Origin of the sequence: Seramator thermalis (assembly GCF_004138125.1) — a bacterium.
GTDB classification, from domain to species: domain Bacteria; phylum Bacteroidota; class Bacteroidia; order Bacteroidales; family Dysgonomonadaceae; genus Seramator; species Seramator thermalis.
Genome location: NZ_RXHS01000002.1, coordinates 101201 through 124540, shown reverse-complemented (window position 1 = coordinate 124540; position 23340 = coordinate 101201). Strand labels below are relative to the sequence as shown.

Here is a 23340-nt window from a genome sequence, read left to right as displayed (position 1 = left end):
TACAAAAATTTCCTTACCTTTGCGCTCGCTATCCGGGAATGATAGCCAATGGTGTGGTAGTTCAGCTGGTTAGAATACCTGCCTGTCACGCAGGGGGTCGCGGGTTCGAGTCCCGTCCATACCGCAGAGGCTCTAAGACAAGAGCAGCCAAAAGTAAGACAAGCCCCTCATATTCAGTGAATATGAGGGGCTTTTTCTATTTATTTTGTCTTAGTCGAAAGCCAAGAAAAAGACAAAATACGACAAAGCAGCTAACCTAAACTGTACCCCCTTTCCGAAAAAACGCAAGGGGGTACAGTTAATCGAAGCGAAGGGGGTACAGTTTGTCCAGAATTGGCAGGGAGTTGTCCTGATTTGGCACAGTGCATAAAATTCATTTTGAGATAGTTATCAGTAATTTTGTAACATTAAAAAATGAGTTTATGAAAAGTACATTTCGCATTCTTTTCTATGTAAAGAAAGACAAAAAGAGAGCAGACGGCACTTATCCTGTTATGTGTCGCATTACCATCGACGGAGAACCGTGCCGCTTTAACACGAAAGTAAATGTCAATCCCGATATTTGGGATGCAAAAGCAGGTGTCGCAATCGGCAAATCTAACGAAGCCGTTGAAGTCAATACCTTACTGAATACCATAAAAACAAGTATTCATAATGTATATCACGAATTGCAGACGAAGGAAAATAACGTCAATGCCGAAAGAGTTAAGAATATCTTTTTGGGCATTGAAGTAAAGCACCAAACTGTCCTTGAATTATTCCAACGCCACAATGACGATGTTGCTAAATTGGTCGGCATAAGCAAATCCAAAGAAACGCTCCAAAAATATGAAGTCGCTTATAAACGTATGGAAGGCTTCATTAAGGAGTATTATCATGTATCGGACATTTCCTTAAAAGAGGTAAATCATATGTTCCTGCACAATTTTGAGATTTACTTGATGACCACCTGCAACTGCAAGGAAAATACCACCGCAAAGTTCCTTCAGCGTTTCCGTACTATCATTATCATGGCAAAAAACAACGGTTGGATTCATATTGACCCATTTGCCAACTTCAAGATACGTTTCAAGAAAACAGATCGTGGCTACCTAACACAGCAGGAGATAGATATTATCATGCAAAAGAAATTCGCTTCCGAACGCCTTGAAAGGGTAAGAGACATATTTATTTTCAGTTGCTTCACGGGACTTGCTTATATAGATGTAAAGAACTTGCGCCAATCCAACATCCGTACTTCTTTCGATGACGGATTGTGGGTTATGGGAAAACGGGAAAAAACGGGTGTTAATTATAATGTCCCCCTACTTGATACCCCAAAACAAATTATAGAAAAATATTCAGGCAAATTGCCGGACGAAAAGGTACTTCCTGTCATGAGCAACCAAAAAATGAATGAATACCTGAAAGAAATCGGAACAGTCTGTGGAATTGATAAAAATTTAAGCTATCACCTTGCAAGACATACGTTTGCGACCCTTACGCTGACCAAAGGCGTATCTATCGAAAGCGTATCAAAAATGTTGGGGCATACGAATATCAAAACGACCCAAATCTACGCAAGAATTACAGATGTTAAGGTCAGCAATGATATGGCTTCATTTGCTGAAAAAATGGAAGAAAAAAAGGTTAAGTCCAAATCTAATTTGGATAAACATTTCGAGTGCCTTTCTTTGGGCGAAAAAATGGCGTTATTCAATCTCCCTACTACCCTTTCAAATGACCCTGAAAGAGTGAAACGTATTTCCTTTATGTGGCAAAGCCTTTCAGAAGAAGAAAAATCTTCTCTTTGGGCTAATACGTTTGAAAAAGAAGAAGCATTCTCATTCAAACCGATGATGAAAGTACAAAAGTTAGCTGTTAATCAATAAAGCACAATATCATGGAATTACAAATCATTCAAAGCAAGATTTATGAAATCAGAGGGATTCGTGTCCTCTTGGATTTTGATCTGGCAGACATGTATCAGGTAGAAACAAAAAATCTGAAACGTGCTGTAAGGCGTAATATAGAACGCTTCCCCGAAGACTTTATGTTTGAACTGACGGAAAGTGAGAACGAAGACTTGAGGTGCAATTTTGGCACCTCAAGTTGGGGCGGTAGCCGCTATCCCCCATTCGCATTTAGCGAACAAGGGGTTGCCCAACTTTCGAGTGTGCTGAACAGCCCTTTGGCTATTCAAGTAAATATCTCAATTATCAGAGCTTTCGTAACTTTGCGTCAATACGCACTCGGTTATGCGGAGTTAAACCGAAAGTTGGAGGATTTTATGATAGAAACCAATATGCAGTTCAGCGACATTTATCAGGCTCTTACCGAACTGGCTTCGCAAAAGGAACTTGAAAACAAGCCCCGAAAACGTATAGGTTTTAATGTACAACAAGATGAAGAATAATGAGATTATGGAACACGGATATATCAAAATCAAAGAAAATAGTGAAAATCAGCTTATTGTTGAAGCAAAACTCGTAAATTGCACCCTTTGGATGACAAAGCACGAGATAGCTGATTTATTCAATGTGTTTGTTAGTTCGGTCGGTAATAACCTGCGGTCTATATTCAAATCAGGACTATTGCGGGAAGAAAATGTAACCCGAATACACAAATACGAGCACAACGGTCGCCAGTGCGAAATGACATTATACAATCTGGAAGCATTAATTTTTGTCAGTTATCGCATAGCGTCATTTGAAGCACGAGCGTTCAGAGAATGGGTAATGACGGCTTTAAGCGAATTTACCCGAACGAAACCCAAAAGAGAAGCAGATGTTTTGATTGTGTATAATCTCTCATCAAAACTCCCTGCCATTACATTAAATTAAGTCAAACAGTAATATACATTCAGTTATGAAAAATACAATCTATTTATTCATTGCGGTTTTAATGGTTTCCTGCGGTGGTTCTAATTCGTCAAAGAGCAACTATGAAAAACCCATTACTGATTATCTACTGAAAGGCAGCGACACAAAAGAAAATCTCAATTTTAAAATTGTTGAGATGAACGAACATGGTACTGTTATAGTTGCCGACAGTATTACTTATCTTACCGATGAATTTAGGAAAGATAAGCAGCTTATCATTGACCGTGTTTCACTTGCCAAGAAAATGAGTGAAGAACTATTGGCTAAAACCAAAAAACAGAGCGATATTGACAAGTATAATGCTGATATTGCCGTGATGAATGTCCGTATAGATTCGCTTAAAAACCTTGCGCCGGATAACCTGCGGGGATACGACAACCGGAATGCGAGTGATGTACTTGCGAAAATAGTACGGTGTAAGTATTCAATCCAACTTGCGGGTACTCTCGTTGAAGAAACATTTGATTTCTATTTATCTCCCGACGGAAGTAAATGTTACGGAAAAACAAGAGCCAAATAATCGAATCCAATTTTAATGCAACAAAGCCTGTTTCTGAAATGAAGCAGGCTTTTTCTGTTATCAAGCGTATTGCAGCGTCTTTTGATACGTTTTTCTAACGGCATTATTTTCGTATGGAATTTCCTCTTTCAACGCCCAGCCCATTTCTTCGGGTTTATCGGTAAATAAAGATATTCCCTGTTCAAGCGTTTCGGGAATATACGTAATTATCATTTCATCAATCAAGTCGCCATCAAGCAGCATTGCTGTCAGTTCCGCACCGCCAACGAGCCAAATGTCCTTTCCGTTTTCTTTTTTTAATTTAGAAATGGCTTTAATGACATTTTCCGTGATAAAATTCACGCCTTCCTTTTCCATCATCGGATTGCGGGTAACAACATGGACACTTTTATCCCCGTATGGCCAGAGAATGTCCATTATGCGCATATTGCAGTAAGTTCTACCGCCAATTATAACGGTATCGACCGAATCTACAAAATTTTTATGATTCTCTTTTGAGGGAACGGGATAGCCGATTAACCAATCTAAATCGCCGTCAGGCGGAGCGATAAAACCATCATAGGATGCCGTGATGTACAATTTCAATTTTCTCATGTCCTTAATCCTTTCTATTTAATGATTCTCCTTTTAAGAACATTCGCCAGACAAAAAAGAAGCGTGGAACTCACACCATTCCGACATAGAGGCACTGGTACGCCCTTGGAAGAAACAGGCAAGTCCACGCTATACAATGTATAGCATGAACATTGCGCATCAGCCTCTTCCGATTGAAAATTACCAGTTTTCTATATCGAGACGTTCAGCGAACGTTATGTTATATATATGAATTGTAGAATCTTGATTTCTACAATTATACTATCATGTTTTACTTCGCAAAGATACTGATTTTGTAAGATATATCATCATTTTTAATGTTTAAGTATTGAGGACTTCTGCAAGTCCTTAATTGTATTCCTTTTCAGGCAAAGGAAATCTGCGTTTTACAATGATAAACGCAAAGTATCCGACCAAATTTCTTTTTACTACACTTCTCTTGGGTATAATTTCTTCCTCATTAGCGAGTATCTAAGAGGTTACTTTTTGCCCCATGTTCAGGATACAAAGGTATTTCGGCAATCCTGTCGCCAAATTGTTGTTGAAAAAATCTTCCTCTTTCCCTCATTCTTCGGGCGAGCGTATTTATTCCCCCCAAATTTGTCTTCGGCGGATTTTAGCCGACCTTTTAAGTATCCCGAAACATAGGTCAGTACACCTCACCGATACGGCATAAAAAAAAAGTCAGAAATTATGAGAAGTATAGTAAAAAATAGGAAACAAGGTAGTAACCTTCCAATTAGCATAAAATTGGTGGTAAAAATCGCATTAGTGGCTTTGGGGTTTTCCGTGTGGGGAACAGGGTTTATTTGGGCGTTGGTGGGCTTGTATCTCTTTCTTCCTGTTATTCGGGGTATCCTCTCCTTCTTCGTGGGTTTAGGGGCTATAATTCTCTTTATTCTCTTTCTTTTCTCGTTTTTGTAAATCATTAAAATTCAAAGTTATGAGCAAAGTATTTTTATTAGAAGCAAACAAGGAAATCGACCGAGCCAAACAAGTGGTAGAGGTGGGGCAGATTATCCAAATGGAGGGTTACAGCTACGACAGGTATGTAGTGTATGACATTACAAAAAATCAATGGGGCATTGCCTACAAATTGGTAAACCTGCGGACAAAGGAGTTTCAGACTGCCGACATTATCCGACCCTTGAAAGAAAAATTCGGTATCGGTTATTATTACGACAGCGAGAACCCTCAATTTATGGACAGTTTTGAGGTGGCAATACTTCTTCAGGAAGCAGAACAACAGAAAAAAGCAGAGAACGCCGAAGCCGAACAGGAACGCAAACGAGTGGAAGAAGTACGGGAAATCGGACGGAAACGCTTTGCCGAGATATTTCCCGAAGATGCACAGGCGGTTATTGTGGCACGTCTCCAACAGGACGATAGCGATAGAATGACCGACTATTACGCACACAGCACACAACGGACGGTTATCATAGGCTTTTCCAAGCACAAAAGGGACTTGTTTTCCGAAATGCGTAAACACGCACCCAATTTAGAAGAAACCGCCTATTTAGCCGAGTTTAACGAGGATTACGAACACCGTGAGAAATACAGCATGGGCAACGGTTACTATTTGGGCGAAAGCAAGTACAGCGGTTGGATAATCGAGAAAGTACCAGTATATAACCGTGAACGCACGATTGAGGATTTTGCATACACAGCAGGGAGCGAAGAAAATATCCATATCGGTAAACCAACAGCAACACCAAACAAAGAGGAAGAGCCGCAAACAAATCAACCAACGACAGAAAGCAAAGGCGGTTGCACATTGGTAGAGTATTCAGCCAAAGCGGTAGCGGTATTCGGGGAAACAAGAGCCATAAAAGACGAACTCAAGGCAATGGGCGGACGCTTCAACAGCCGATTGACATTCAACGGTAAGAATTTGGCAGGTTGGATTTTTTCAAAATCACAGGAACAACGTTTAGCCTGTTACTTCGGATTGGATTAAGTAATAACAAGGGGCAGAGCTTTTTCTGCCCCACAAAATCAAAAGTTATGGAATACAAAGATTTATCAGCATACGAAAAACTGAAACAAATGCAGGAAGTCAATTTCTGCCGAGCAGAACGCCACAATGCAGCCGTATATCTGAACGCATTAAGACGGAACGACAGGGCTATAATCAAGGAATACGAGAGTTTTGGAGATAGCCCACGCCAGTTATTGATGAACAAACGGGAGTACGAACGACATTTGCTGTTCGGTTTTACCAAAAAGGCGTTTAACGAATACGGTTGGTTGGAAAGACCCGATTTTTTGGAGCGTGAAGAAATAAAATTTCCACATAGGGACGGTTGGGCAATTAGCAATTATATCACACTGGGCAAGGGCTTAAACGGCAAATGGACATACGGAATGAGTTATTCTTACAGCACAGGCGGAGCAGGTTACGGCTTGGGCGTATGGGGTAAAATTTTCGACAATCGGAAAGACTGCCTTACCTCTGCCCTCAATGAAATGATGATAGGGCTTAATCGGGACAGCAGTAAGACCGACAAATACACCTTATCCGTTTTGAAACAAGCGAAGAACCTGTTTGATGAAATCACAGGACGTAAGGCAATACAATTATCATTTTTTTAATCAGCAATAGATATGAAAACAAAAGAAATAAACGAAAATTTAATCGGCAAGTATTGCCACATTTCGGGCGACTTAGAAAATGGCTTTTTTAACGGAAAGCCCTATATCTGCATTGAAAGTATCACAAGAGTTATTACTCGCATAACTGATACTCACGTCATTTGCGAATGTGGCAGGAAATTCTTGAAAAACGAAAACTTAGAGATTGTAGAACGATAATAACCATAGGGTGGAGCAATCCGCCCTACAAAACGACATAAAAATGAAAACAAATTCAATTAACAAGAATGGTTGCTCCGTTTGTGAGCAGGGAAAAGAGAACTACACCACCTTTATTGCAGGAGCATTCAGAGGGGCGGAATACTACCAATACGATTACCGACACACGGATGGGAAACTTTTCTCAACGGTCGCCAAATCATTGGGGCAATGCCGGAAAGAACGGGATGAATGGCTTTCTAAAAAACAAGAGTAACAAGGACGGGCGGTTTTTCCGCCCGACTTCTTTTTACAGTGAGCCTGAGCGGTCGAAAAAGAAGCAAAAAACCGAAATATAGATTGTGTTTTCTACCAATCTATTTCTTCTGTTATAGCCTTTATAAAGGCTATTTTTTTTAATTCTAAATTGCTGTGAATTTGGATTAATCCTTCTGGTGCTGTAAAAAAATTAGCAAGTGCCTGCTTTAATCCATTTTCGTTAAGTCCAGTAACATTATAATTCTCTATTTTTTTTGTAATATCTAATCCGTCATAGGTAATGCTACTTATTACCTGATACGCAATATCTTCGCCTATTACATTTGTGGTGTTGTGTGTTGATGAAACAACATTAATGTCTATATATTCATCTGATGATTTAGGTATGTATATCAATTTGTAATTCGTATTTTCTAATAACTTGGAAATAAAATCAAACGATGATTTTAAATTTACGCTTTTTCTTAATGCCAATATCTTTTGCAAAAAATAATTCTTTGTTTTCTCCTTTCTAAATTCGCCATGTGCATTAAAATATATCTCAAAAAGAATTCCATTTAAAAGATGATTTTCCCCAGCTATAGAGTATTTTGATATGTTTGTGCTTATTGATTCCATAAAATTAACCGCACTGCGAGCAGCACCACTTGCTTGAAGAATATTTCTCCCTAATATAAATAATTGATTTTTGTTTAATTGACTGGCAGGTATTGATAATAGTTTGTCTAATGCTGGGTTTTGTTTGTTCCAATTCTGTGACCTTACATCCATTATAAGATTGCCAAACTCATCAGTTTCTCCATAATCAATATCTTTAACAACCTTATCATCATATGGAATTGCAATAGAATGAACTAATTGTCCTGTATTGAAATAGTAATCATTAATCAACGAAGTATGTTCCCATGTTGTCCGCTTTCCTTCACTTAACGCATAAACAGTTTTGCGGACTTTTTTGAATAATTCTTCTACAGAAAGATGTTCTCTCCCAATATATTTTAAGAGTGCACCTGTATAAACGCTATGCCCCTCAAAACCCTCATCGCTTGCTCCCTCATTAGGAGATGTGGAAAAAGCGAGAAGAGTACCTTTTGGTGCAAACATTGGAGCTAAAGTAGCATTTCCGCCTCTATCAAAAGCCCTTCTGCATGCATCAATTATTGCAATGTTAATTTTATTAGTATTTTTCTTGTATATATCTAAAATTTCACTTAATCTAATACTGTTTCGCCCAGCATGATATTTATCGGAAGGGGGAATTTGACAATCAATCGAAGCTAAATAATTTTCTCCATCTAACTCATATCCATGTCCTGCAAAATAGAAAATAGAAGCATCGTAGTTTGCTATTTTATTTTCAAAATCTGCAAGTAAATCAGAACAATCACTTGCTGTGCAATCGTACTTTGAAATTACATCAAATCCAAGTCTTTCAAAAACCTGATTAATTGAGGTCGCATCATTAATCGCATTCGCTAATTTTGCTCCCTCGTGATATTCGTTGTTTCCTATGATTAATGCGAGTGTTTTCATTGATCATGTAATGAATTAAAAATTAAACTATACAGACTCTGTCATTTTTTTAACAAACATATCCATGAAGTAGGAAATATTATTTTCGATATAATTTTGCAAACCTTCTTTTGTTACAAAATCAACTAAATATCTATCTTTCAATTTCTTGGAATTTATTTCTCTTGTAAAATGAACGAAGTCTATTTTATTTATAGTTTCTGTATCTACATTGGCATTTATTGAGTATAAATCAGAGTTTAAAACGATAATAGGGTAATATACAACGTAGTTTTTCCATTCTGTATTTCTAATCATCGAAGAATCCTCTTTTTTATAAAAATCTAAGCATTTAATCATTGGAATAAGAAGATTGTCATAAATGCCATCATGAAGAGCAGACCAATCTTTCCCTTTTCTTATTATTTTGCAGAACTGAGTAGCTTTTGCATTTTCAGTTGAATAAGGGTAAATCGTTTCAATGTTAAAATATTTAAACCCAGTGAATGTGTAAAATGAATTAGGCTTTCCTTCAATAGGTTTTTTATATTCTTTGTGCGGGAATAAAAAATTGGGTGGAGAGTAATTCTTATCTACATCATTTTTATTCCGACAAATAAAAACAAATGGATTAGTGTTGTTTTTACATTCACATAAAATTCTAACACCTATGGATATTTTCTTTTCTTCGTCATAAAAGAAACGTTTATAACCCATAACGTCTATTTCTCTCGACTTTTCTTCATCTATATCAATAAAAGCAACATTCGGTTGGATATAGAAGTTGTTTCTTTCTAATATCGTTCCTATTTCCTGCTCAAATAAATATCCTGAATCATTTACTGCTTTTAATATTTCTTCTTTTGTCGGATTTTCCATACATCAATCTATAATTATTCCTGCAAAATTACCCATAAAAAAGCACCTGACAAAATTGCTTGACAGGTGTTTTTCAACAAGTTGGCGGAAGTCGTTTGTTTACATGCGATACAGGGCAATCTGCTCATTTAACGCTTTCTTAAACCGATACGGTTTGACGACATAATAGTAGCAGTTGGTAGCACCACCAGTCGTAACCACGATAGAGCCATAGCCGAAGATACGCCCAGCAATACTTTGTACCACCTGAATACCCTCGCATTTGGCAAGCACCAGTTCAACCATCCTGCGGCTAATAACCCCTGTTTTGATAATCACACGTTTGTTGGTTACGGCATAGATTGAGCCGACTTTCACAAATACACGCTGAACGAGGGAAACCAATCCCAAGAACAGCAACGTAAGCCCTAAATAGTGTGTTATTTTGACTTCATCACAATAGCACATGAATCCGATAGCCAACAATATGGCAGGTTGCAGGAACAGAAATATATGTATCCTTGCCCTGTATCGGATTTCCTCTCCGTGCTGTAAATATGTAGTAAGAAATTTCATGCTGTTTCTTCGTTTAATGTTTGTTTATTCATTATTGCAATCAGACAGTAGCACCATTCAGCAGGATTCAGATAGCGTTTGCCTTTCCTTATCTCATAATGCAAATGGCTACCTGTTGATATTCCCGAATTGCCAACACAGGCAATTTGCGTGGCGATACTTACCGTATCTCCTATATTTACTGTTGTCTTACTTAAATGTGCGTAAAACGAACGGAAATTCCCTGCGTGTTCAATCTCAATAAAGTAGCCATAGCCTGAACAATAACCCTTACGAATCACTTCACCGTTACCAGTAGCATACACGGGAGTTCCTTTCGTTTTGGGTATATCAATCCCTGTATGGAATTTCTGCACCTTGTAAATTGGGTGGTAGCGCATTCCGAAGCCTGACGAAATACGCAAAGGCTTCTTTATCGGAAAAATAACGGGATAATCGCATAGTTCGTCAATGGTCATTTGCATGGAGTCGACAATCCGTCTGAACTCTGTTGCCGAATAAGCCAGTTCCGTGCATTTTTCTATCTCCGATTTTCTGGTCGGTTGTCCCCATGCAGGTACATACGTCAGAAGAATGAAGATTATTACAGAATATTTCATAATCAAATTAATAAATGCGGTAAATACCCGAAGTAATTCAGGCACTTACCGCATCGGTTTATTCAAAGTCCTGATACATTTGACTGTATTGCCCTTTTACCAACCCCAACTCGTCAAATATGATTTGTTTCGGGAGCAGCTTGTGGCAGAAGTAACTTGAACCGAAAGGAACACGATTCAGGTCGTTGTACTGGACACGTTTGTTGAACAATAATAGTTGCAGTTCCCTGTCTTTGAATAGCCGACTGGGAGAAGCATCGTTTAGCCAAAAGTTGGACATTAGCAATCCGAACGGTTTACCCAGTTCCAAGCAACGTCCGAATACCTCTATTTTGTTGCTGAATGGCGGATTTGATATGATTATATCCCATCGTTCAGGCTCATAGCTGAAGAAATCCTGCCCTGTGGCAATGTGGGAGTAAACCACGTCAAACCCTGCTTCTTTCAGGGCAAATACAAATTCGCTGTTCTTCGTATCGAACGGACACCAAATGATTTTCCCTTTCGGCAGATACTTGACAATCGGCAAAACGGCGTAACGGGGAGTGTACTTCTCATCGTACTTGCTCGGACTTAGGAATTTGGCATAATTATTCATCTTCCTGTTCCTCGCTATCCCCGCTGTCGTTCTGCCAACTAAAGTTCTTTTGTACTACCTGCCCGAAGTTATCTTCGATATACACGTCGATAACCTGTTGGTCGGTTGAGTGCGAAGTATAGTAAAGTCGGAACGTCGTTCTATCCAACGGATAGAGGTCATTCGGCAGGAACACCGTTCCGTCATCCATTCTCAATTCTCCTTTGCCATCTGTTTGGAACATCCGAATGAAGAACTTTGCTTGGTCGTAGTTACCCTCTTTTACCAACTGACACCTGATTTCCGCAGTTTCTCCCTGAACGATTTTTTTCTGAACTGGCATACATACCAAATCAAATGTGTAAACCTGATTAATATCCAAATCGTCGCTACAGGCACAGACTATTGCGCCGAGCAATAGCGTGTATAAGAAATATGCTAATGTTTTTTTCATTGTGTTTCTATTTTAATTGATTATAAACTTTAAGCCTGCTCCAAATGTGAAATGGAAATGACCTGTCGAAGTTCCCCACAAAATCCGCTCACGGGCGGTCAGGAGAAGGACAACACGGTCGGACAGATAGGTTTCCATTTCCAACGTAATCGCACCGCCGTAGATAAATGCGTCTTCATTCCGAAGCGTAGAACCGTCAAAGAGTGTCTTTTCTCCCCAGTTGCTTGTTTCGTATCCGGCGAGTGCAGATCCGCCCAAAGAAAACAGGACTACTTTGTTGCGGTCGGAAAGAAATTTCAGGTAATAACCGCCCTCTGCCGTGAACTGGTTGACAGGTATTCTGTCTTCCTTATATGGATAGTATTTATTGAGAAACTCCGCACCGAACACCCATTTATTGGCGTGTTTGGTATAGGTTGCCATCGACAACCCGAAGTAATAGCCCAGTTCATTCTTTTTGTCCAACGAATGAAATCCGTCCACCATTCCACCAGTTACCTGAATGCCTTGCATTCCCGGCAAACAACGCTGTGCGTGTACTTGGTCTATAAAGACCAGGCACAACGCAAACGTTAATATAATTGATAACCTTTTCATGGTTATTTCACTTTGAGTTCGTTAATAACTTTGGCTCTCACGAGGTTAGCATTTTCGACAATGAACGATTGGTGTCGCCCGCCCTCTTTTTCGTTCAGTTCAATGATAAGGTGCTTATCATCCGGAATAGTGAATTTCGGCAGGGTAAATACTACACGTTCCGTTCTCTTGCCACCTATCAATGTGAGGTTGTTGTGTGCCCTCAATGGCACGACAACCTGTTCCTGAATGGCAGTACGTTTGGCGACTTTCTTATCGACGATTTTGAACGTGATATAATCCACATCGAACGGCACATTGGAACTATTCTTCAGTTGCATGTGGAAATAAAGCAATCCGTTATGCGTGTAAATTCCTTTGAGTGTGTACTGAATACCAAATCGTTTACTGCCAATATGCTTTATTTCCCGATTGTCATTCTTATAAATGGACTTCATAATCAGTTTGACAAGCAAAGGCGATTCGCTGCCGAGTTCCCTCATGTAAATCTCCATTGCATTGTTCGGGCGATTTACCGCTTCCCCGTCGTGGATAAAGTCGGTCATTTCTACTGACAGTTTTACGGGTTCATCAGCATATTTCACATTAAAAGTGTAGTACGCACCGTCTTCGGTAATAACCGCCAGATTGCTTTCACGGGAGAAATCACGCAAGGCAGCTTTCACACGGAGAACGTTTTCCGCTCCGTCCGCTTTGGCTGCCAACAGGTCGGCAGACCCCAAGTCCACATAACGGATTGCCGCAGGGAAAATGATATGTACCGTCTTATTGAAAGTAACTTCTAAGGCATACGGCGGTATCATGCGGTTAAAGGTTAGTGGTCGTGTCAAACCATCAAAATAGTCCCCTTTAGAGGGCGAAGAAATGCGCTCCTGTGTTTCCAACTCTTGTGCATTTGCTGTGAATACGCACCCGATAATAGCGAGTGCAAAAAGAAATCGTTTCATACAAAATTTGTTTTAATTGTTAATTACTATTGGATTTTTTTAGTGGCGGACTTTCGTCCTGATTATTATTATTTATGCTTTGGGGAGTAATAAAACTTTGTAGCCTGCCTTCAGCGTAACTTTTACCTCACGCATTTTCTTACTGAAGAATTGCGATGTACCTTGAATCAGGCTTCGTCCCAAATCGGCTGCAAGCTGTGAGCCTGCGTCATCTGTTATCGTAATACTACTCCCCATTGACGTACCCATATTGGCTGCAATCTCTTTCATGGCAGTTACCTCGTCCGAGTTCGGAACGAATATGCCTTGCATACCGTCCATATCGTACACTTCCATTTCAACGGGTATCACATTGTCCGCATACTGGATTGAAGTAATGGTAATATGCAGGCGTTCCCCGCCAATCTTTGCACTTCCGGTAAGGATAGAATTTGCAGGTATCAGGATATGTCCGGCTCTCATTGGCTCCAACAGGCGGAGTTGTAATTCCTTTCCGTTAGAAATCGTTACGGTTTGGTACACCGCAGCCCTGATACTGTTTTTATCCGTTACCGTTTCGTTCCCGGCAGCCGTGATAAATCCCATATTACGAGGCTTACTGTATTGCTCCAAAAAATCATCGTTTTCCATTGGAGCAGCCAACAACGAAACCACGCTTTGGTGGACTTGCGAAACAGGTTTCGGGATAACCTTTTCTTTCAGATTGATTGTGTTATCCACTGGTTGCACCTGTTCAGGCTGTCCGTTGGGCATATATTTCGCTGCAATCGCATAGGATTTTTCAATAAGTTCCAACTGCCCGTCGGCAGCCGATTTTTCAGCCAGTTGCCGTTCCAATTCCTGAATGCGGGATTCCATTTCAAGTTGTGCTTGGTTGTCCGCTTGCGTTGCAGGTTGTTCGTACCAGTCATTCAACTGTCGGTTTACATCCTGATAGGCACTTGCCGAAGATTGGATTCCGGTTTGTGGAGTGCGATTGTTTGTCGGTACTTCCTGATTATCGGACGGAATGGAAGTGTTTACTTCCTGTGCCTTTCTACTTTCTTCCTCTCCGAGCATGAAAGCGAAATCCTGCAAACTCCGCATCTTTTCATTTTGCTTGTTTTGCATGGCTTCCTGCTCGTAAGCCGTCCGCTTATCTCCTACAATTGCTTCATCTTTGGGAATAGGTAGTTCGGAGTTGAAGCCATCGGGCTGTTCGTCATTCTTATCTCCTGAAGGAGCAAAAATGATCCACATAACCCCTGCGAAAATCAGGAAGAACAAGGGATAGACAAGCATCTTTTTCCGCTTCTGAATCTCCTGCGGGGTAAGTTCCTTTTTCGGCTTTTCCTCTTTCTTTTTTTCTGTAACGTCCGGTTTCCGTTCGTTACTTTCATTTTCTTTACTCATAATTGAAATCGTTTAATTGTTTTACACTATCCGCTTCCTGTTTGTGTTCCAGTTCCAAGCGTTTGATATGTTCTATCTGCATTTGCTGCTGACCGCTTTTTTTGCCCATATTATATATGGAAGAAACCGTCATGTAGATAGACAAGCTGCCGAACAATAGCAACATGGTAAGGATTACGATTACCCGTGCGTCAGGGCTTAATGGTCTGACAATGCTGCGGAGTTTGTCTTCCAACCACTCATTTACCTGATTGATTAATTTCCGTATCATGGTTATCGGTCTATTGTTCGTAAATCTCTGTTTTCTATTATTTCAAAGCGTTCCATGATAAATCCGTGCGGGTTATTGTCGCTCCTGACGGAGTTTCTAAGGTCGCAACGTGTTACCAAACTCCGTTCGGTTACATTGCTTGCCCGGATTATCATTTGCTTTGCATATACAGTAGTTTTATAAGGATACGCATCGAGATTGCAGGCTACGGAATCAACCTGAATAATCTGATTGATATTCCCCGACACAATGCGGTTGTAATAGCCTTTTTCCTGCATATCCTGATAATATTTGAATGCGCTTTTATCGACAAGGAACAATGCCCTGTTGATATTCGATTCAATGGCGCTTTTATCGGGCGAGAGCGTGAAGAACAGTTCGTGAAATCTTTTCACGTGTTCTCGCGCTTCCACAGGACGGTTTTGCGATAAGTCCTGCGAAAGAGCCAACATAAGCGATTTGCCCTCGTCCAATACATAGATTTTCTGCCTTTGTTCTTCGGCGAATACATAGGAACTCCAAACCGAATAGCCTGTTATCCCTGCACACAATACTACAAACACAATGGCGATAATCCTTATCTGCTTGAAACTTGTTTCAATATTTTTTAAACTTTTGAACTCCATGTTTTTAAATCCATTAATTGATTATTTACCGAGCAAACGACCGCCAACATTACCCGCTACCGATCCGGCAACGCCTCCGGCAATACCGCCTGCTTTGCTTGCTGTTTTATTTACTGCGCTTCCATAAGCACCTGCACCGCCCGATTGGATTATCCATCCTGCAACTGTCGGGATCGTGAAGTATCCGATAATTCCGATGATCAGGAACACGATATACACACCGTTTGAGCCGTCGGGGATATAGTTCGGGTCTTGCAGGAGGGCAATATCCTGTTGAAGCATTAATTCCTGTATCTTCGATAATACGGCGGAAAAAATATCAGCGACAGGCAGCCAGAGATAGATGCTTATATAGCGTGTAAGCCATTGGGACAGCGTTGCCTGAAATCCGTCATATATGGAAAAGGCAAACGCAATAGGTCCCAATATGGCCAACACGACAAGGAAGAATGTCCTGAGCGTATCAATGGTCAGGGCGGCAGCATTGAACAATAACTCAAAGAAATCCCGAATTACCTCCCTGAACCATGCTTTGATATCATACCAAAGCCGTTCGCCCCACATACTGACAATTTCGGCAGCATCGGTAATGCCGAGTTCTTTCATTTTCTGGTCATACACTTCATCATCGACAAGCCATGCTTTGCCCTCACGCAAACGGGCTTCATATTCCAAATTGTCTTTTTGTTGCTGTAATGCTTCCACATTAACCATTTGGTTTTCCATAATGGTATGCGCACCCTTTACAACAGGTGACATAACCGCATTGATAGTTCCCAACACGATTGTGGGGAAAAACATGATGCACAGCCCAATCGCAAACGGACGAAGCAAAGGAAACACGTCGATAGGCTCGGCACGACTTAACGCCTGCCATACCCTGTACGCCACATAGAACAGTGCGCCCAGTCCCGCTACCCCCTTTGCAACACCAATCATGTCGCTGCAAAGAGGTATCATGCTTTGGTACAGATTCTGTAAAATCTGATGTAGATTGTCAAAATTCATAACTGACTACATTTATCTTATTACCAATACCTTTCGGAAGGACTACCATACAGAGCCAATACCCTGTCCATATCATTTTTTTCCTTTGCACGGATATAGGATACGGATATACTCTTTTGTGTGAAATACTTCGTCAGATTACGATATTCCAACATCTTACTGTGAATCTGGTCGATTACATCCATGCGCTCTTTGTCGGAAAGGGAAAGCCCGTTACTTCCGGTAACAATGTTTCTCAAATCCGTTACCAACGCTCCCCCTTCTTCCAACAGCTTGGCATAGCCCGTTGAAATAGCTGCTAACTCATTTGCAGAGAAATTAGGGTCGCTTACCATTTTATTAAATCCGGTAACATACATGTCCGTAATCTCACTTACCATTTCGATAGTCTTCTGAACCTTACGTGCATCTTTAATCAGGTTGTGGACTGATTTGAGTGCATCGTAGTATTCCTTACCTTGTTTGTAAATTTTGATGCTCTCGTTCAGGTTGTTTATCATGTTGGATGCCGTCGAAGTACCTTGTACCGCACTGATGATATTTTGTACCAGATTGGTCGGGTCGGCAACAACCCACTGCGCTTTTGCCTGAAAGGAGAACATGCTTAGTGCCACTGCAAGGCACATAAATATTCGTTTCATAACTTTTACTTTTTAAATTATTACTGATTGAATTTCGACTGTACGTTAATCGTACACCCGTTTGTAATCGCCTTCAGTAGCAAGCAGGAGCATATCCCGCTCACTATCGTAGGCAATGCGTATCATGCCATAGAAATTGAAAAAGGTATATCCCCAACATTGGAATAAAGGGACGGTAAACGCCGTATCGTGTTTGTAAATAAACTGCAACCGGAATCGACTACCGTCATGGTAAATCCTGATGCTTGGGGAACCGCAAAGACTTTCCCATGTCCCGCAAATATCACGAAGCGGAAAAGAGGTTAGCACTTGCAGAGCCGTAGCTGACATATATCTTTTTCTTTTCATGGCTATTGCTCCTGTCGTTTGCTTTCGGCAAGTTGTTTAATCGCCAGTTCGATATTGCCGTCCAGTTTTTCGGTCAGTTGCAGCAGTTCCAGTTTTTCGGATTCTTCCGTTGTGTACGTGTAGTATTCTTCTAAACTGACTTCTGTGGCATAGACCGCCGACTGCACACCGCCCAGTCCGAACCAAACTTCTTTGTATTTTCGGCTTGGAGCATTCGACATATTAATTGAGAGTACCTGCGACTTTTCCTTTTCGGTCAATCCGAGCAACGCCTGAATACTGTCGAACTTGTTCATGTATTTGCGTTGGTCTAATAGGATTTTGCAATCGCTGTTATTGATAATACTCTCTTTCACGATAGGAGAAGCGATAATATCATCGACTTCCTGCGTTACGACAATGGCTTCGCCGAAGAACTTACGGACGGTCTTAAAGAGATACTTAATGTACTCTGCCATACCTTCTTTAGCAATCGCTTTCCATGCTTCTTCGATTAATATCATCTTGCGAATACCCTGTAACCGCCTCATTTTGTTTATAAAAACTTCCATGATTATAATCGTGACGACGGGAAAGAGGATTTTGTGGTCTTTTATCGCATCAATTTCAAAGACAATGAAGCGTTTAGACAACAAATCCAGTTGCTTATCCGAGTTCAACAGGAAATCATATTCGCCCCCACGATAGTACGGCTCAAGCACGTTCAGGAAATTGGCAATGTCAAAATCCTTTTCACGCACTTTCTTTTCTTCCAGTACCTTTTTGTAATCGTCCCGGACGAACTCATAGAATGTATTGAAAGACGGTATCAGCTTCCTGTCGGTTTTCAGTTTGTCTATATACTGGCTGACTGCATTGGAGAGGGCAACTTCCTCCGCCCGTGAAGGCGGCTCGTTATCCCTTTTCCACAGGGTAAGAATTAGCGTTTTTATACTCTCACGCTTTTCAATATCGAAGACATTATCATCCGTGAAAAATGGATTAAATGAAATCGGATTTTCTTCGGTATAAGTGAAGTACACCCCATCCTGACCGTTGGTCTTACGGTTAATCAGGTTGCATAATCCCTGATAGGAGTTACCCGTGTCCACTAACACGATATGCGTTCCCTGTTCGTAATACTGGCGGCACATGTGGTTGGTAAAAAATGACTTACCGCTTCCGCTCGGCCCAAGAATGAATTTATTACGGTTCGTAATAATTCCTTTCTTCATGGGCAGATCGGAAATATCTACATGGAGAGGTTTTCCCGAAACCCTGTCCGCCATTTTGATACCGAACGGACTGGGCGAACTGCGGTAGTTTGTTTCTTCAGTAAAGAAACAAAGAGCAGGTTCGATAAACGTGTAGAACGATTCTTCCGCAGGAAAATCACCACCGTTGCCCGGCATACCTGCCCAGTACAAAGTAGCGGCATCCACCGTATTATGTCGTGGCTTACACTCCATAAGAGCCAACTGGCTACCCACGTCGTTGCGGATATGTTTGAGTTCTTCCACGTCATCACTCCATGCCAATACGTTGAAGTGCGCCCGAATAGAAGTCAGTCCAAATGAATGTGCTTCGTTCAGGTATTGGTCGATCCACTCCTTATTGATTTGGTTTCCAAGACTATACCTTGAAAGCGACTGCATATTCCTTGCACTTTTCTCGAATTTTCGTAGGTTTTCCGCACTATCTTCGATAAACAGATATTGGTTGTAGATATGGTCGCACGACAAGAGCAAACCGACGGGCGAAGCGAAAGACAAACGGCAGTCGCTCCGGTCGGTCGATAGTTTTTCATATCGCATATCCGTTCCGATACGTCCGGGCAGATCTTCCGCATCCGAAAGCGTATGCAGGCAGACGTGTTTACTTCCTACCCGAAGCCCATCCGCTCCCAGTTCCAAATCTTCCAAACAAGTAGTATCGTCCAATGACAGGGCGAAATACTTTTCGATAAGTCCGGCAGAAGTGTCTGTTCCTGTAATTTCATCGGAACTGATACGGGTAAGGCGTATAAATCCGCTATCGTTCATTATCCGTTCAAACTGTCCGACGGCTTCCAAGAACTTCACGCTTGTATCCTTGTTCACTTCCTTTGGGATAATATTCCCACGACAAAGCGACGAAAAATTGCTCTGCATTCTCATTCGCTCTTTGGTTGTTTTGGTAAGGAACAGGAAGCATGAGTGATTCAGGAACGGGCGTTCGTTGAAGTGCTTTTCAAAATTGCGGGATAAGAAACTCATATCGTCCTTATCGGTAGCGGGTTTGTAGGTTTCACGCACAAACCAATCCTGCTTATGCACCACACAGTATTCGGGTAGGACTTTTACCGCTTTCGCCCAAGACGAATGAATTGCTTCGTATTCGGTATTGGTTACGGTAAACAGTTCGGGCAGTTCCACACGGTAGGCAACCGTAATATCTGCATCCTTTGATATGATGCAGTCATGTTCGACAGCCAACAGCGGAAACTTACTTTCGATAGTCGCCGCTTTCATAATGTTACGCATACGCTACCTCCTTTCTTTTCCGTTTGAAAAGGCGGTGCGGAGTTTTCCTGTTAATCAAATAGCGGGGATGTTGTTTTATAGCCATGAGTTTCATCAAGCCATGTTCCCCGTATTTTTCATTCAGGTTAAAGGTAAGCCAAACCAATACCGAAGCAGCGATTACACCGAAGCCTATGCAGATCCACTGATCAATGCCAATTATATATATAATGACAAACACGACAAATACAGCGAGCAAGCCTCCGGCGAATATGAAAAGGTATTGGGATTTCAAACCTTTGAACTCCACACTTTTGCCTATTCCTTTATTGATATTAAACTCCATAACTCTTTTGGGTATGAAGTCGATTAAAGGAAAAAGGAGCGCAGAATGGTGGCAGCTACTATCAGGAAGATACACGCACCGAACCAACTGGCGGCAGTTTTGCTCGTGTCGGGATCGCCCGAACTGAACTTCCCATACACCTTTACCCCGCCAATCAAGCCGACAACGGCTCCGATTGCGTATATCAATTTTGTTCCCGGATCGAAATAACTGGTCACCATGTTGGTAGCTTCGGTAATACCACCGACACCGTTACCTTGTGCGAATGCACTTGAAACAGCAGCCAGAATAAAGGCTGCCGACATAAGAACTTTTTTCTTTGTCATATTGAGAAATTGTTAAAATGGCAAGTGGGGTGGATAGTCCCACTTACCGGGTTGTTACTATTGAATTTTTTTAGTGGTAGGTCATAAGACCCTTTTGTTGTCGGCTTATTCGACGCTAACCGTAATCTCTTTCTTTCATCTCTTTTTTGTTTTACATTATTAATACTGTTCGCTCTATGCGAAATCTCTGATATTAAAAGTGTCGGGAGCCTTCTTCTCGCTTCCCATTGTTCCGGCTTCCTTATCTTTCCGCTCATAGAAAGCTGAAAGGCTCTCCGCCATCAGGTCGGTAACGATTCGCTTTGCATCGGGTTTACCTGAAACCACCTGCTCAAACATATCGGTCTGCCGTATCTCCAACAGGGTATCACCTGCCTTTTTCTTTTGTTCGGGAGTGGCTTCATCCTTACGGTTTACCGTGCGAACCATATTTCCCAAATCATCGAACTGAACTCCTGAAGCGAGTGCGGCTTGTGCCGTTCCTTCGACTTCTTCGTCCTCATCCTCCGGCTCATCTTCGTTTTCGTCCGCTTCGTATTCGAGCGAGTAATCTATGTCCATCGGCTCGTTATCTTCATCAGGCGGAGTGTCGGAAAACGCTTCGTCCAGTTCCTCCTGCGGCACTTCCGGCGACGATTTTACCTCGTTAGGCGGAACAAATGTATCGGGAATTTCTTGCTGATTTTCCATTTTTGGCGAGCTGGCAGCAAGTGGCTCCGATTTGGCAGTAAGTGGCTTCGCTGCACTTAAATCGAATTGGCTTTTGCCGACAATATCCGACTTCAACCGCCCCGTTTCTTGGATTGTCGAGCCTTCGCCGATTATGTTCTTTCTTCGCCTTTTGCCTATTTTCAGTCGCAGAAGATAGATTGCAACGAAAAGGGCATACAGCACAACTACGGTTATGAATATCTTTTCCATTATTCTTCGTATAACCTGTTTACCTCATCTTTGTATTCTGCCAAATGGTGTTTCGCCATGTTTTCAAGGAAACCTGATACACTCATTTTCCGGTCGCCTAAACGACGGGCTATTTTATCAAGGCTGTCCCTTGTTTCCGTGCTTATGAATACAGGCTTTCTGTCTTCCAATTTCGGAGCGGTAAGAAATGTCTTACGGTAATCCAATGTTTGTTCTTTCTTTTTCATTTTTTCTTCGGATATTATTGTTATTTCTACTTCCTGTTCATCTTGAACAGCTTTCTCACTCTCATTTTGCTTCACTTGTTTTCTGTACTTTATTGCTTTGGGTATCATTACCGCAGCAAGCATCACGAGGCAACACACGATAAGACCTATCGTTATCGTGGTATCGTTGTAAATAATCGGATTGGGTATCATACATTTGTTTTTTAGGGCGTTAAATAATCATCGTCTTCTTTGTCTTTATTATAAATCTCTTTTATTTCGTCCTGATAGGTGTCGAAATGGTGCGACAGAATATTGTCGATATAGCTGAATATGGAAACATCCTTTTTATCCAGTGCTTTCACAACCTTTGCTATCCGTTTGTGGTATTTTTCACGGATACTGACCAGTTTCCCATTTCGTGTGGGTATATCTGCAACTGTAAGAAACAGGCTTTCGTAATCGGGCGATTTGGCTCGCTTACGCTTTGGTTCTTCACGGGAAGTTTCTTCCTGAACAATAGCAACAGGTTGTACCGTTGCTTCGGGTTCTGCTTCCTGTTCCTGATTTTTCTCATGTTCAGGAACTAATGCTCTGGGAATGGAACTCGGATTGTTCAGCCTGTCTTTGTTCTTGAATGAAGCAATGACGAAATTTGCGTCAATATCACTCAAGTTCACTTCTTCTTTCTTCTTTGCCATAGCCTGATTATTTTAGAGTGTCCAACATTTCATCAATCAGAATATCAAGGTTACTGCCTTTTACCAGTACCTTGTCCGCAGGGAACAGCGTTGAACGGAACAATGCTTTATGGCTGACCGATTGCTCTTTGCGGAATCGTTTACTGTCGGGCAGGAATGTTTTGAAAAGCGGAAAACCCAGTTTGTCAATCACATCTTCATACACTTCATATAATTCCGTCTTTTCCCGCCCATCAACAAGATTCCAAAGCAGGTACAATCCTTTGATTTTGGCTTTGCCCGGCGTAATCAGGGCATCGTTAATCGTTACCACATATTGCAGGGTACTTTCCAACACTAATTGGTCGGCGCTGATCGGAGCTATGATATAGTCCATAAACGATAAGGTTTTGACTACTTCCGGATTATTGATTGTTCCCGGCAGGTCGAAGAACACGAAATCAGGATTCATTTCTTCAATCACTGCTTTGGCATCTTCCATTGCGTTTTCGGGACTACTCTCTACAATGACGTATGCTTTTTTGCCGAGCGAGGAAAATTGCTCGTAAGCCATGAGCTTGTAATGGTCGTCTTCCATTGTCATTTGCAAATCCCGTTTTCGCATATCCGCAATCGAGTGTTGCGGAAAGTCGCAGTCAATCACGGCTACGTTGTAACCTTTCACATAGTGCAGGTAGGAAGCTACCAACACCGTAAGAGTTGTTTTTCCGGCTCCGCCCTTTTGGGTTGAGAAAGCCACATTCAAAATTTTCTTTTTCATTGTCTTTACATTTTAATTGTTGAACTTATTTTTTTATTAATCGCTTGACCTGTCGGTCTGTTAATCAAACGCTTGCTTTGTCGGACAATAGATTGAAGCATTGCTTACTTGATTGGTTTGCTGCTAAATCAATTAATTTCTTTATCAGTT

The 23340-nt window shown here is 41.2% G+C and carries 29 protein-coding genes, 1 tRNA gene and 1 pseudogene; 9 read left to right on the top strand and 22 right to left on the bottom strand.

Annotated features, from left to right (window positions below; genetic code table 11):
- Positions 1-50 precede the first annotated feature (50 nt).
- From EJN84_RS02665 to EJN84_RS02645, 5 genes and pseudogenes are all read left to right on the top strand, one after another.
- Positions 51-124: transfer RNA gene (locus tag EJN84_RS02665), tRNA-Asp, on the top strand.
- 298 nt (positions 125-422) lie between these two features.
- Positions 423-1613 (top strand): annotated as a pseudogene (locus EJN84_RS02660) (site-specific integrase); the annotation flags it as partial.
- A 269-nt stretch (positions 1614-1882) separates the two neighbouring features.
- Positions 1883-2395, top strand: coding sequence for an ORF6N domain-containing protein (locus tag EJN84_RS02655; protein ID WP_129593987.1), 513 nt, complete (start codon positions 1883-1885; stop codon positions 2393-2395).
- A complete protein-coding gene (locus EJN84_RS02650) occupies positions 2385-2822 on the top strand; it encodes a hypothetical protein (RefSeq protein WP_238943905.1) in 438 nt (145 codons plus the stop codon). Before EJN84_RS02655 ends, EJN84_RS02650 begins: the two co-directional genes overlap by 11 nt.
- Positions 2823-2847: 25 nt before the next feature.
- On the top strand, positions 2848-3381 hold the full coding sequence (locus EJN84_RS02645) for a hypothetical protein (protein WP_129593986.1): 534 nt from the start codon (positions 2848-2850) through the stop codon (positions 3379-3381).
- A gap of 60 nt (positions 3382-3441) precedes the next feature.
- On the opposite strand, the gene EJN84_RS02640 is transcribed toward EJN84_RS02645, so the two are convergent.
- The gene (locus EJN84_RS02640) at positions 3442-3975 is read right to left on the bottom strand and encodes a dihydrofolate reductase family protein (protein WP_129593985.1); all 534 of its coding nucleotides are present in this window, start codon (positions 3973-3975) and stop codon (positions 3442-3444) included.
- Between the two features lie 693 nt (positions 3976-4668).
- Here EJN84_RS02640 and EJN84_RS02635 point away from each other — a divergent pair.
- The 4 genes from EJN84_RS02635 (at position 4669) to EJN84_RS02615 (ending at position 7042) form a co-directional block, all read left to right on the top strand.
- Positions 4669-4899, top strand: a complete 231-nt coding sequence (locus EJN84_RS02635; RefSeq protein ID WP_129593984.1) for a hypothetical protein — start codon at positions 4669-4671, stop codon at positions 4897-4899.
- Between the two features lie 19 nt (positions 4900-4918).
- Entirely contained in the window at positions 4919-5932 is a 1014-nt protein-coding gene (locus EJN84_RS02630; protein ID WP_129593983.1) for a fusion protein, read from the top strand.
- 47 nt (positions 5933-5979) lie between these two features.
- Positions 5980-6567, top strand: a complete 588-nt coding sequence (locus tag EJN84_RS02625) for a hypothetical protein (RefSeq protein ID WP_129593982.1) — start codon at positions 5980-5982, stop codon at positions 6565-6567.
- Positions 6568-6829: 262 nt separating this feature from the next.
- Positions 6830-7042, top strand: coding sequence for a DUF3873 family protein (locus EJN84_RS02615; protein WP_129593980.1), 213 nt, complete (start codon positions 6830-6832; stop codon positions 7040-7042).
- 92 nt (positions 7043-7134) lie between these two features.
- On the opposite strand, the gene EJN84_RS02610 is transcribed toward EJN84_RS02615, so the two are convergent.
- The 21 genes from EJN84_RS02610 to EJN84_RS02510 form a co-directional block, all read right to left on the bottom strand.
- Positions 7135-8577, bottom strand: a complete 1443-nt coding sequence (locus EJN84_RS02610; protein ID WP_129593979.1) for a caspase family protein — start codon at positions 8575-8577, stop codon at positions 7135-7137.
- Positions 8578-8604: 27 nt separating this feature from the next.
- Complete coding sequence (locus EJN84_RS02605; protein WP_129593978.1) at positions 8605-9435, bottom strand: hypothetical protein; 831 nt, start codon at positions 9433-9435, stop codon at positions 8605-8607.
- A gap of 99 nt (positions 9436-9534) precedes the next feature.
- The gene (locus tag EJN84_RS02600; RefSeq protein ID WP_129593977.1) at positions 9535-9990 is read right to left on the bottom strand and encodes a PH domain-containing protein; all 456 of its coding nucleotides are present in this window, start codon (positions 9988-9990) and stop codon (positions 9535-9537) included.
- Entirely contained in the window at positions 9987-10589 is a 603-nt protein-coding gene (locus tag EJN84_RS02595; RefSeq protein WP_165004013.1) for a M23 family metallopeptidase, read from the bottom strand. The genes EJN84_RS02600 and EJN84_RS02595 overlap by 4 nt, the downstream gene beginning before the upstream one ends.
- Before the next feature lie 58 nt (positions 10590-10647).
- Complete coding sequence (locus tag EJN84_RS02590; protein ID WP_129593976.1) at positions 10648-11187, bottom strand: tRNA (adenine-N(6)-)-methyltransferase; 540 nt, start codon at positions 11185-11187, stop codon at positions 10648-10650.
- Positions 11180-11620 carry a DUF3872 domain-containing protein gene (locus tag EJN84_RS02585; RefSeq protein WP_129593975.1) on the bottom strand — a complete coding sequence of 147 codons (441 nt, stop codon included), beginning with the start codon at positions 11618-11620 and terminating at the stop codon, positions 11180-11182. The genes EJN84_RS02590 and EJN84_RS02585 overlap by 8 nt, the downstream gene beginning before the upstream one ends.
- Positions 11621-11632: 12 nt before the next feature.
- On the bottom strand, positions 11633-12217 hold the full coding sequence (locus EJN84_RS02580) for a conjugal transfer protein TraO (RefSeq protein WP_129593974.1): 585 nt from the start codon (positions 12215-12217) through the stop codon (positions 11633-11635).
- Between the two features lie 2 nt (positions 12218-12219).
- Positions 12220-13164, bottom strand: coding sequence for a conjugative transposon protein TraN (gene traN / locus EJN84_RS02575; protein ID WP_129593973.1), 945 nt, complete (start codon positions 13162-13164; stop codon positions 12220-12222).
- A 72-nt stretch (positions 13165-13236) separates the two neighbouring features.
- Complete coding sequence (gene traM, locus EJN84_RS02570) at positions 13237-14556, bottom strand: conjugative transposon protein TraM (protein WP_129593972.1); 1320 nt, start codon at positions 14554-14556, stop codon at positions 13237-13239.
- Entirely contained in the window at positions 14549-14827 is a 279-nt protein-coding gene (locus EJN84_RS02565) for a TraL conjugative transposon family protein (RefSeq protein WP_129593971.1), read from the bottom strand. The genes traM and EJN84_RS02565 overlap by 8 nt, the downstream gene beginning before the upstream one ends.
- Before the next feature lie 2 nt (positions 14828-14829).
- The gene (gene traK / locus EJN84_RS02560) at positions 14830-15453 is read right to left on the bottom strand and encodes a conjugative transposon protein TraK (RefSeq protein WP_129593970.1); all 624 of its coding nucleotides are present in this window, start codon (positions 15451-15453) and stop codon (positions 14830-14832) included.
- 21 nt (positions 15454-15474) lie between these two features.
- Positions 15475-16461, bottom strand: coding sequence for a conjugative transposon protein TraJ (traJ, locus tag EJN84_RS02555; protein WP_129593969.1), 987 nt, complete (start codon positions 16459-16461; stop codon positions 15475-15477).
- A gap of 20 nt (positions 16462-16481) precedes the next feature.
- Entirely contained in the window at positions 16482-17102 is a 621-nt protein-coding gene (locus EJN84_RS02550; protein ID WP_129593968.1) for a DUF4141 domain-containing protein, read from the bottom strand.
- 45 nt (positions 17103-17147) lie between these two features.
- The gene (locus EJN84_RS02545) at positions 17148-17450 is read right to left on the bottom strand and encodes a DUF3876 domain-containing protein (RefSeq protein WP_129593967.1); all 303 of its coding nucleotides are present in this window, start codon (positions 17448-17450) and stop codon (positions 17148-17150) included.
- A 2-nt stretch (positions 17451-17452) separates the two neighbouring features.
- Positions 17453-19951: a TraG family conjugative transposon ATPase gene (locus EJN84_RS02540; protein WP_129593966.1), complete on the bottom strand. Its 2499-nt coding sequence runs from the start codon at positions 19949-19951 to the stop codon at positions 17453-17455.
- Entirely contained in the window at positions 19944-20276 is a 333-nt protein-coding gene (locus EJN84_RS02535) for a DUF4133 domain-containing protein (protein WP_129593965.1), read from the bottom strand. Before EJN84_RS02535 ends, EJN84_RS02540 begins: the two co-directional genes overlap by 8 nt.
- A gap of 23 nt (positions 20277-20299) precedes the next feature.
- Positions 20300-20602: a DUF4134 domain-containing protein gene (locus EJN84_RS02530; RefSeq protein WP_129593964.1), complete on the bottom strand. Its 303-nt coding sequence runs from the start codon at positions 20600-20602 to the stop codon at positions 20300-20302.
- A gap of 174 nt (positions 20603-20776) precedes the next feature.
- Positions 20777-21523 (bottom strand): hypothetical protein, encoded by a 747-nt coding sequence (locus tag EJN84_RS02525; RefSeq protein ID WP_129593963.1) that lies wholly within the window; start codon positions 21521-21523, stop codon positions 20777-20779.
- The gene (locus EJN84_RS02520) at positions 21523-21942 is read right to left on the bottom strand and encodes a DUF3408 domain-containing protein (RefSeq protein WP_129593962.1); all 420 of its coding nucleotides are present in this window, start codon (positions 21940-21942) and stop codon (positions 21523-21525) included. Before EJN84_RS02520 ends, EJN84_RS02525 begins: the two co-directional genes overlap by 1 nt.
- 11 nt (positions 21943-21953) lie before the next feature.
- Positions 21954-22430, bottom strand: a complete 477-nt coding sequence (locus tag EJN84_RS02515) for a DUF3408 domain-containing protein (protein WP_129593961.1) — start codon at positions 22428-22430, stop codon at positions 21954-21956.
- Positions 22431-22437: 7 nt separating this feature from the next.
- Positions 22438-23190, bottom strand: coding sequence for a ParA family protein (locus EJN84_RS02510; RefSeq protein ID WP_129593960.1), 753 nt, complete (start codon positions 23188-23190; stop codon positions 22438-22440).
- Positions 23191-23340: the final 150 nt, after the last annotated feature.

What these genes read in the sequence shown, in the direction of transcription:
- EJN84_RS02655 (WP_129593987.1), top strand. Translation starts at nt 1,883, where the DNA reads ATGGAATTACAAATCATTCAAAGCAAGATTTATGAAATCAGAGGGATT.
- EJN84_RS02650 (WP_238943905.1), top strand. Translation starts at nt 2,385, where the DNA reads ATGAAGAATAATGAGATTATGGAACACGGATATATCAAAATCAAAGAA.
- EJN84_RS02645 (WP_129593986.1), top strand. Translation starts at nt 2,848, where the DNA reads ATGAAAAATACAATCTATTTATTCATTGCGGTTTTAATGGTTTCCTGC.
- EJN84_RS02640 (WP_129593985.1), bottom strand. Translation starts at nt 3,975, where the DNA reads ATGAGAAAATTGAAATTGTACATCACGGCATCCTATGATGGTTTTATC.
- EJN84_RS02635 (WP_129593984.1), top strand. Translation starts at nt 4,669, where the DNA reads ATGAGAAGTATAGTAAAAAATAGGAAACAAGGTAGTAACCTTCCAATT.
- EJN84_RS02630 (WP_129593983.1), top strand. Translation starts at nt 4,919, where the DNA reads ATGAGCAAAGTATTTTTATTAGAAGCAAACAAGGAAATCGACCGAGCC.
- EJN84_RS02625 (WP_129593982.1), top strand. Translation starts at nt 5,980, where the DNA reads ATGGAATACAAAGATTTATCAGCATACGAAAAACTGAAACAAATGCAG.
- EJN84_RS02615 (WP_129593980.1), top strand. Translation starts at nt 6,830, where the DNA reads ATGAAAACAAATTCAATTAACAAGAATGGTTGCTCCGTTTGTGAGCAG.
- EJN84_RS02610 (WP_129593979.1), bottom strand. Translation starts at nt 8,577, where the DNA reads ATGAAAACACTCGCATTAATCATAGGAAACAACGAATATCACGAGGGA.
- EJN84_RS02605 (WP_129593978.1), bottom strand. Translation starts at nt 9,435, where the DNA reads ATGGAAAATCCGACAAAAGAAGAAATATTAAAAGCAGTAAATGATTCA.
- EJN84_RS02600 (WP_129593977.1), bottom strand. Translation starts at nt 9,990, where the DNA reads ATGAAATTTCTTACTACATATTTACAGCACGGAGAGGAAATCCGATAC.
- EJN84_RS02595 (WP_165004013.1), bottom strand. Translation starts at nt 10,589, where the DNA reads ATGAAATATTCTGTAATAATCTTCATTCTTCTGACGTATGTACCTGCA.
- EJN84_RS02590 (WP_129593976.1), bottom strand. Translation starts at nt 11,187, where the DNA reads ATGAATAATTATGCCAAATTCCTAAGTCCGAGCAAGTACGATGAGAAG.
- EJN84_RS02585 (WP_129593975.1), bottom strand. Translation starts at nt 11,620, where the DNA reads ATGAAAAAAACATTAGCATATTTCTTATACACGCTATTGCTCGGCGCA.
- EJN84_RS02580 (WP_129593974.1), bottom strand. Translation starts at nt 12,217, where the DNA reads ATGAAAAGGTTATCAATTATATTAACGTTTGCGTTGTGCCTGGTCTTT.
- traN (WP_129593973.1), bottom strand. Translation starts at nt 13,164, where the DNA reads ATGAAACGATTTCTTTTTGCACTCGCTATTATCGGGTGCGTATTCACA.
- traM (WP_129593972.1), bottom strand. Translation starts at nt 14,556, where the DNA reads ATGAGTAAAGAAAATGAAAGTAACGAACGGAAACCGGACGTTACAGAA.
- EJN84_RS02565 (WP_129593971.1), bottom strand. Translation starts at nt 14,827, where the DNA reads ATGATACGGAAATTAATCAATCAGGTAAATGAGTGGTTGGAAGACAAA.
- traK (WP_129593970.1), bottom strand. Translation starts at nt 15,453, where the DNA reads ATGGAGTTCAAAAGTTTAAAAAATATTGAAACAAGTTTCAAGCAGATA.
- traJ (WP_129593969.1), bottom strand. Translation starts at nt 16,461, where the DNA reads ATGAATTTTGACAATCTACATCAGATTTTACAGAATCTGTACCAAAGC.
- EJN84_RS02550 (WP_129593968.1), bottom strand. Translation starts at nt 17,102, where the DNA reads ATGAAACGAATATTTATGTGCCTTGCAGTGGCACTAAGCATGTTCTCC.
- EJN84_RS02545 (WP_129593967.1), bottom strand. Translation starts at nt 17,450, where the DNA reads ATGAAAAGAAAAAGATATATGTCAGCTACGGCTCTGCAAGTGCTAACC.
- EJN84_RS02540 (WP_129593966.1), bottom strand. Translation starts at nt 19,951, where the DNA reads ATGCGTAACATTATGAAAGCGGCGACTATCGAAAGTAAGTTTCCGCTG.
- EJN84_RS02535 (WP_129593965.1), bottom strand. Translation starts at nt 20,276, where the DNA reads ATGGAGTTTAATATCAATAAAGGAATAGGCAAAAGTGTGGAGTTCAAA.
- EJN84_RS02530 (WP_129593964.1), bottom strand. Translation starts at nt 20,602, where the DNA reads ATGACAAAGAAAAAAGTTCTTATGTCGGCAGCCTTTATTCTGGCTGCT.
- EJN84_RS02525 (WP_129593963.1), bottom strand. Translation starts at nt 21,523, where the DNA reads ATGGAAAAGATATTCATAACCGTAGTTGTGCTGTATGCCCTTTTCGTT.
- EJN84_RS02520 (WP_129593962.1), bottom strand. Translation starts at nt 21,942, where the DNA reads ATGATACCCAATCCGATTATTTACAACGATACCACGATAACGATAGGT.
- EJN84_RS02515 (WP_129593961.1), bottom strand. Translation starts at nt 22,430, where the DNA reads ATGGCAAAGAAGAAAGAAGAAGTGAACTTGAGTGATATTGACGCAAAT.
- EJN84_RS02510 (WP_129593960.1), bottom strand. Translation starts at nt 23,190, where the DNA reads ATGAAAAAGAAAATTTTGAATGTGGCTTTCTCAACCCAAAAGGGCGGA.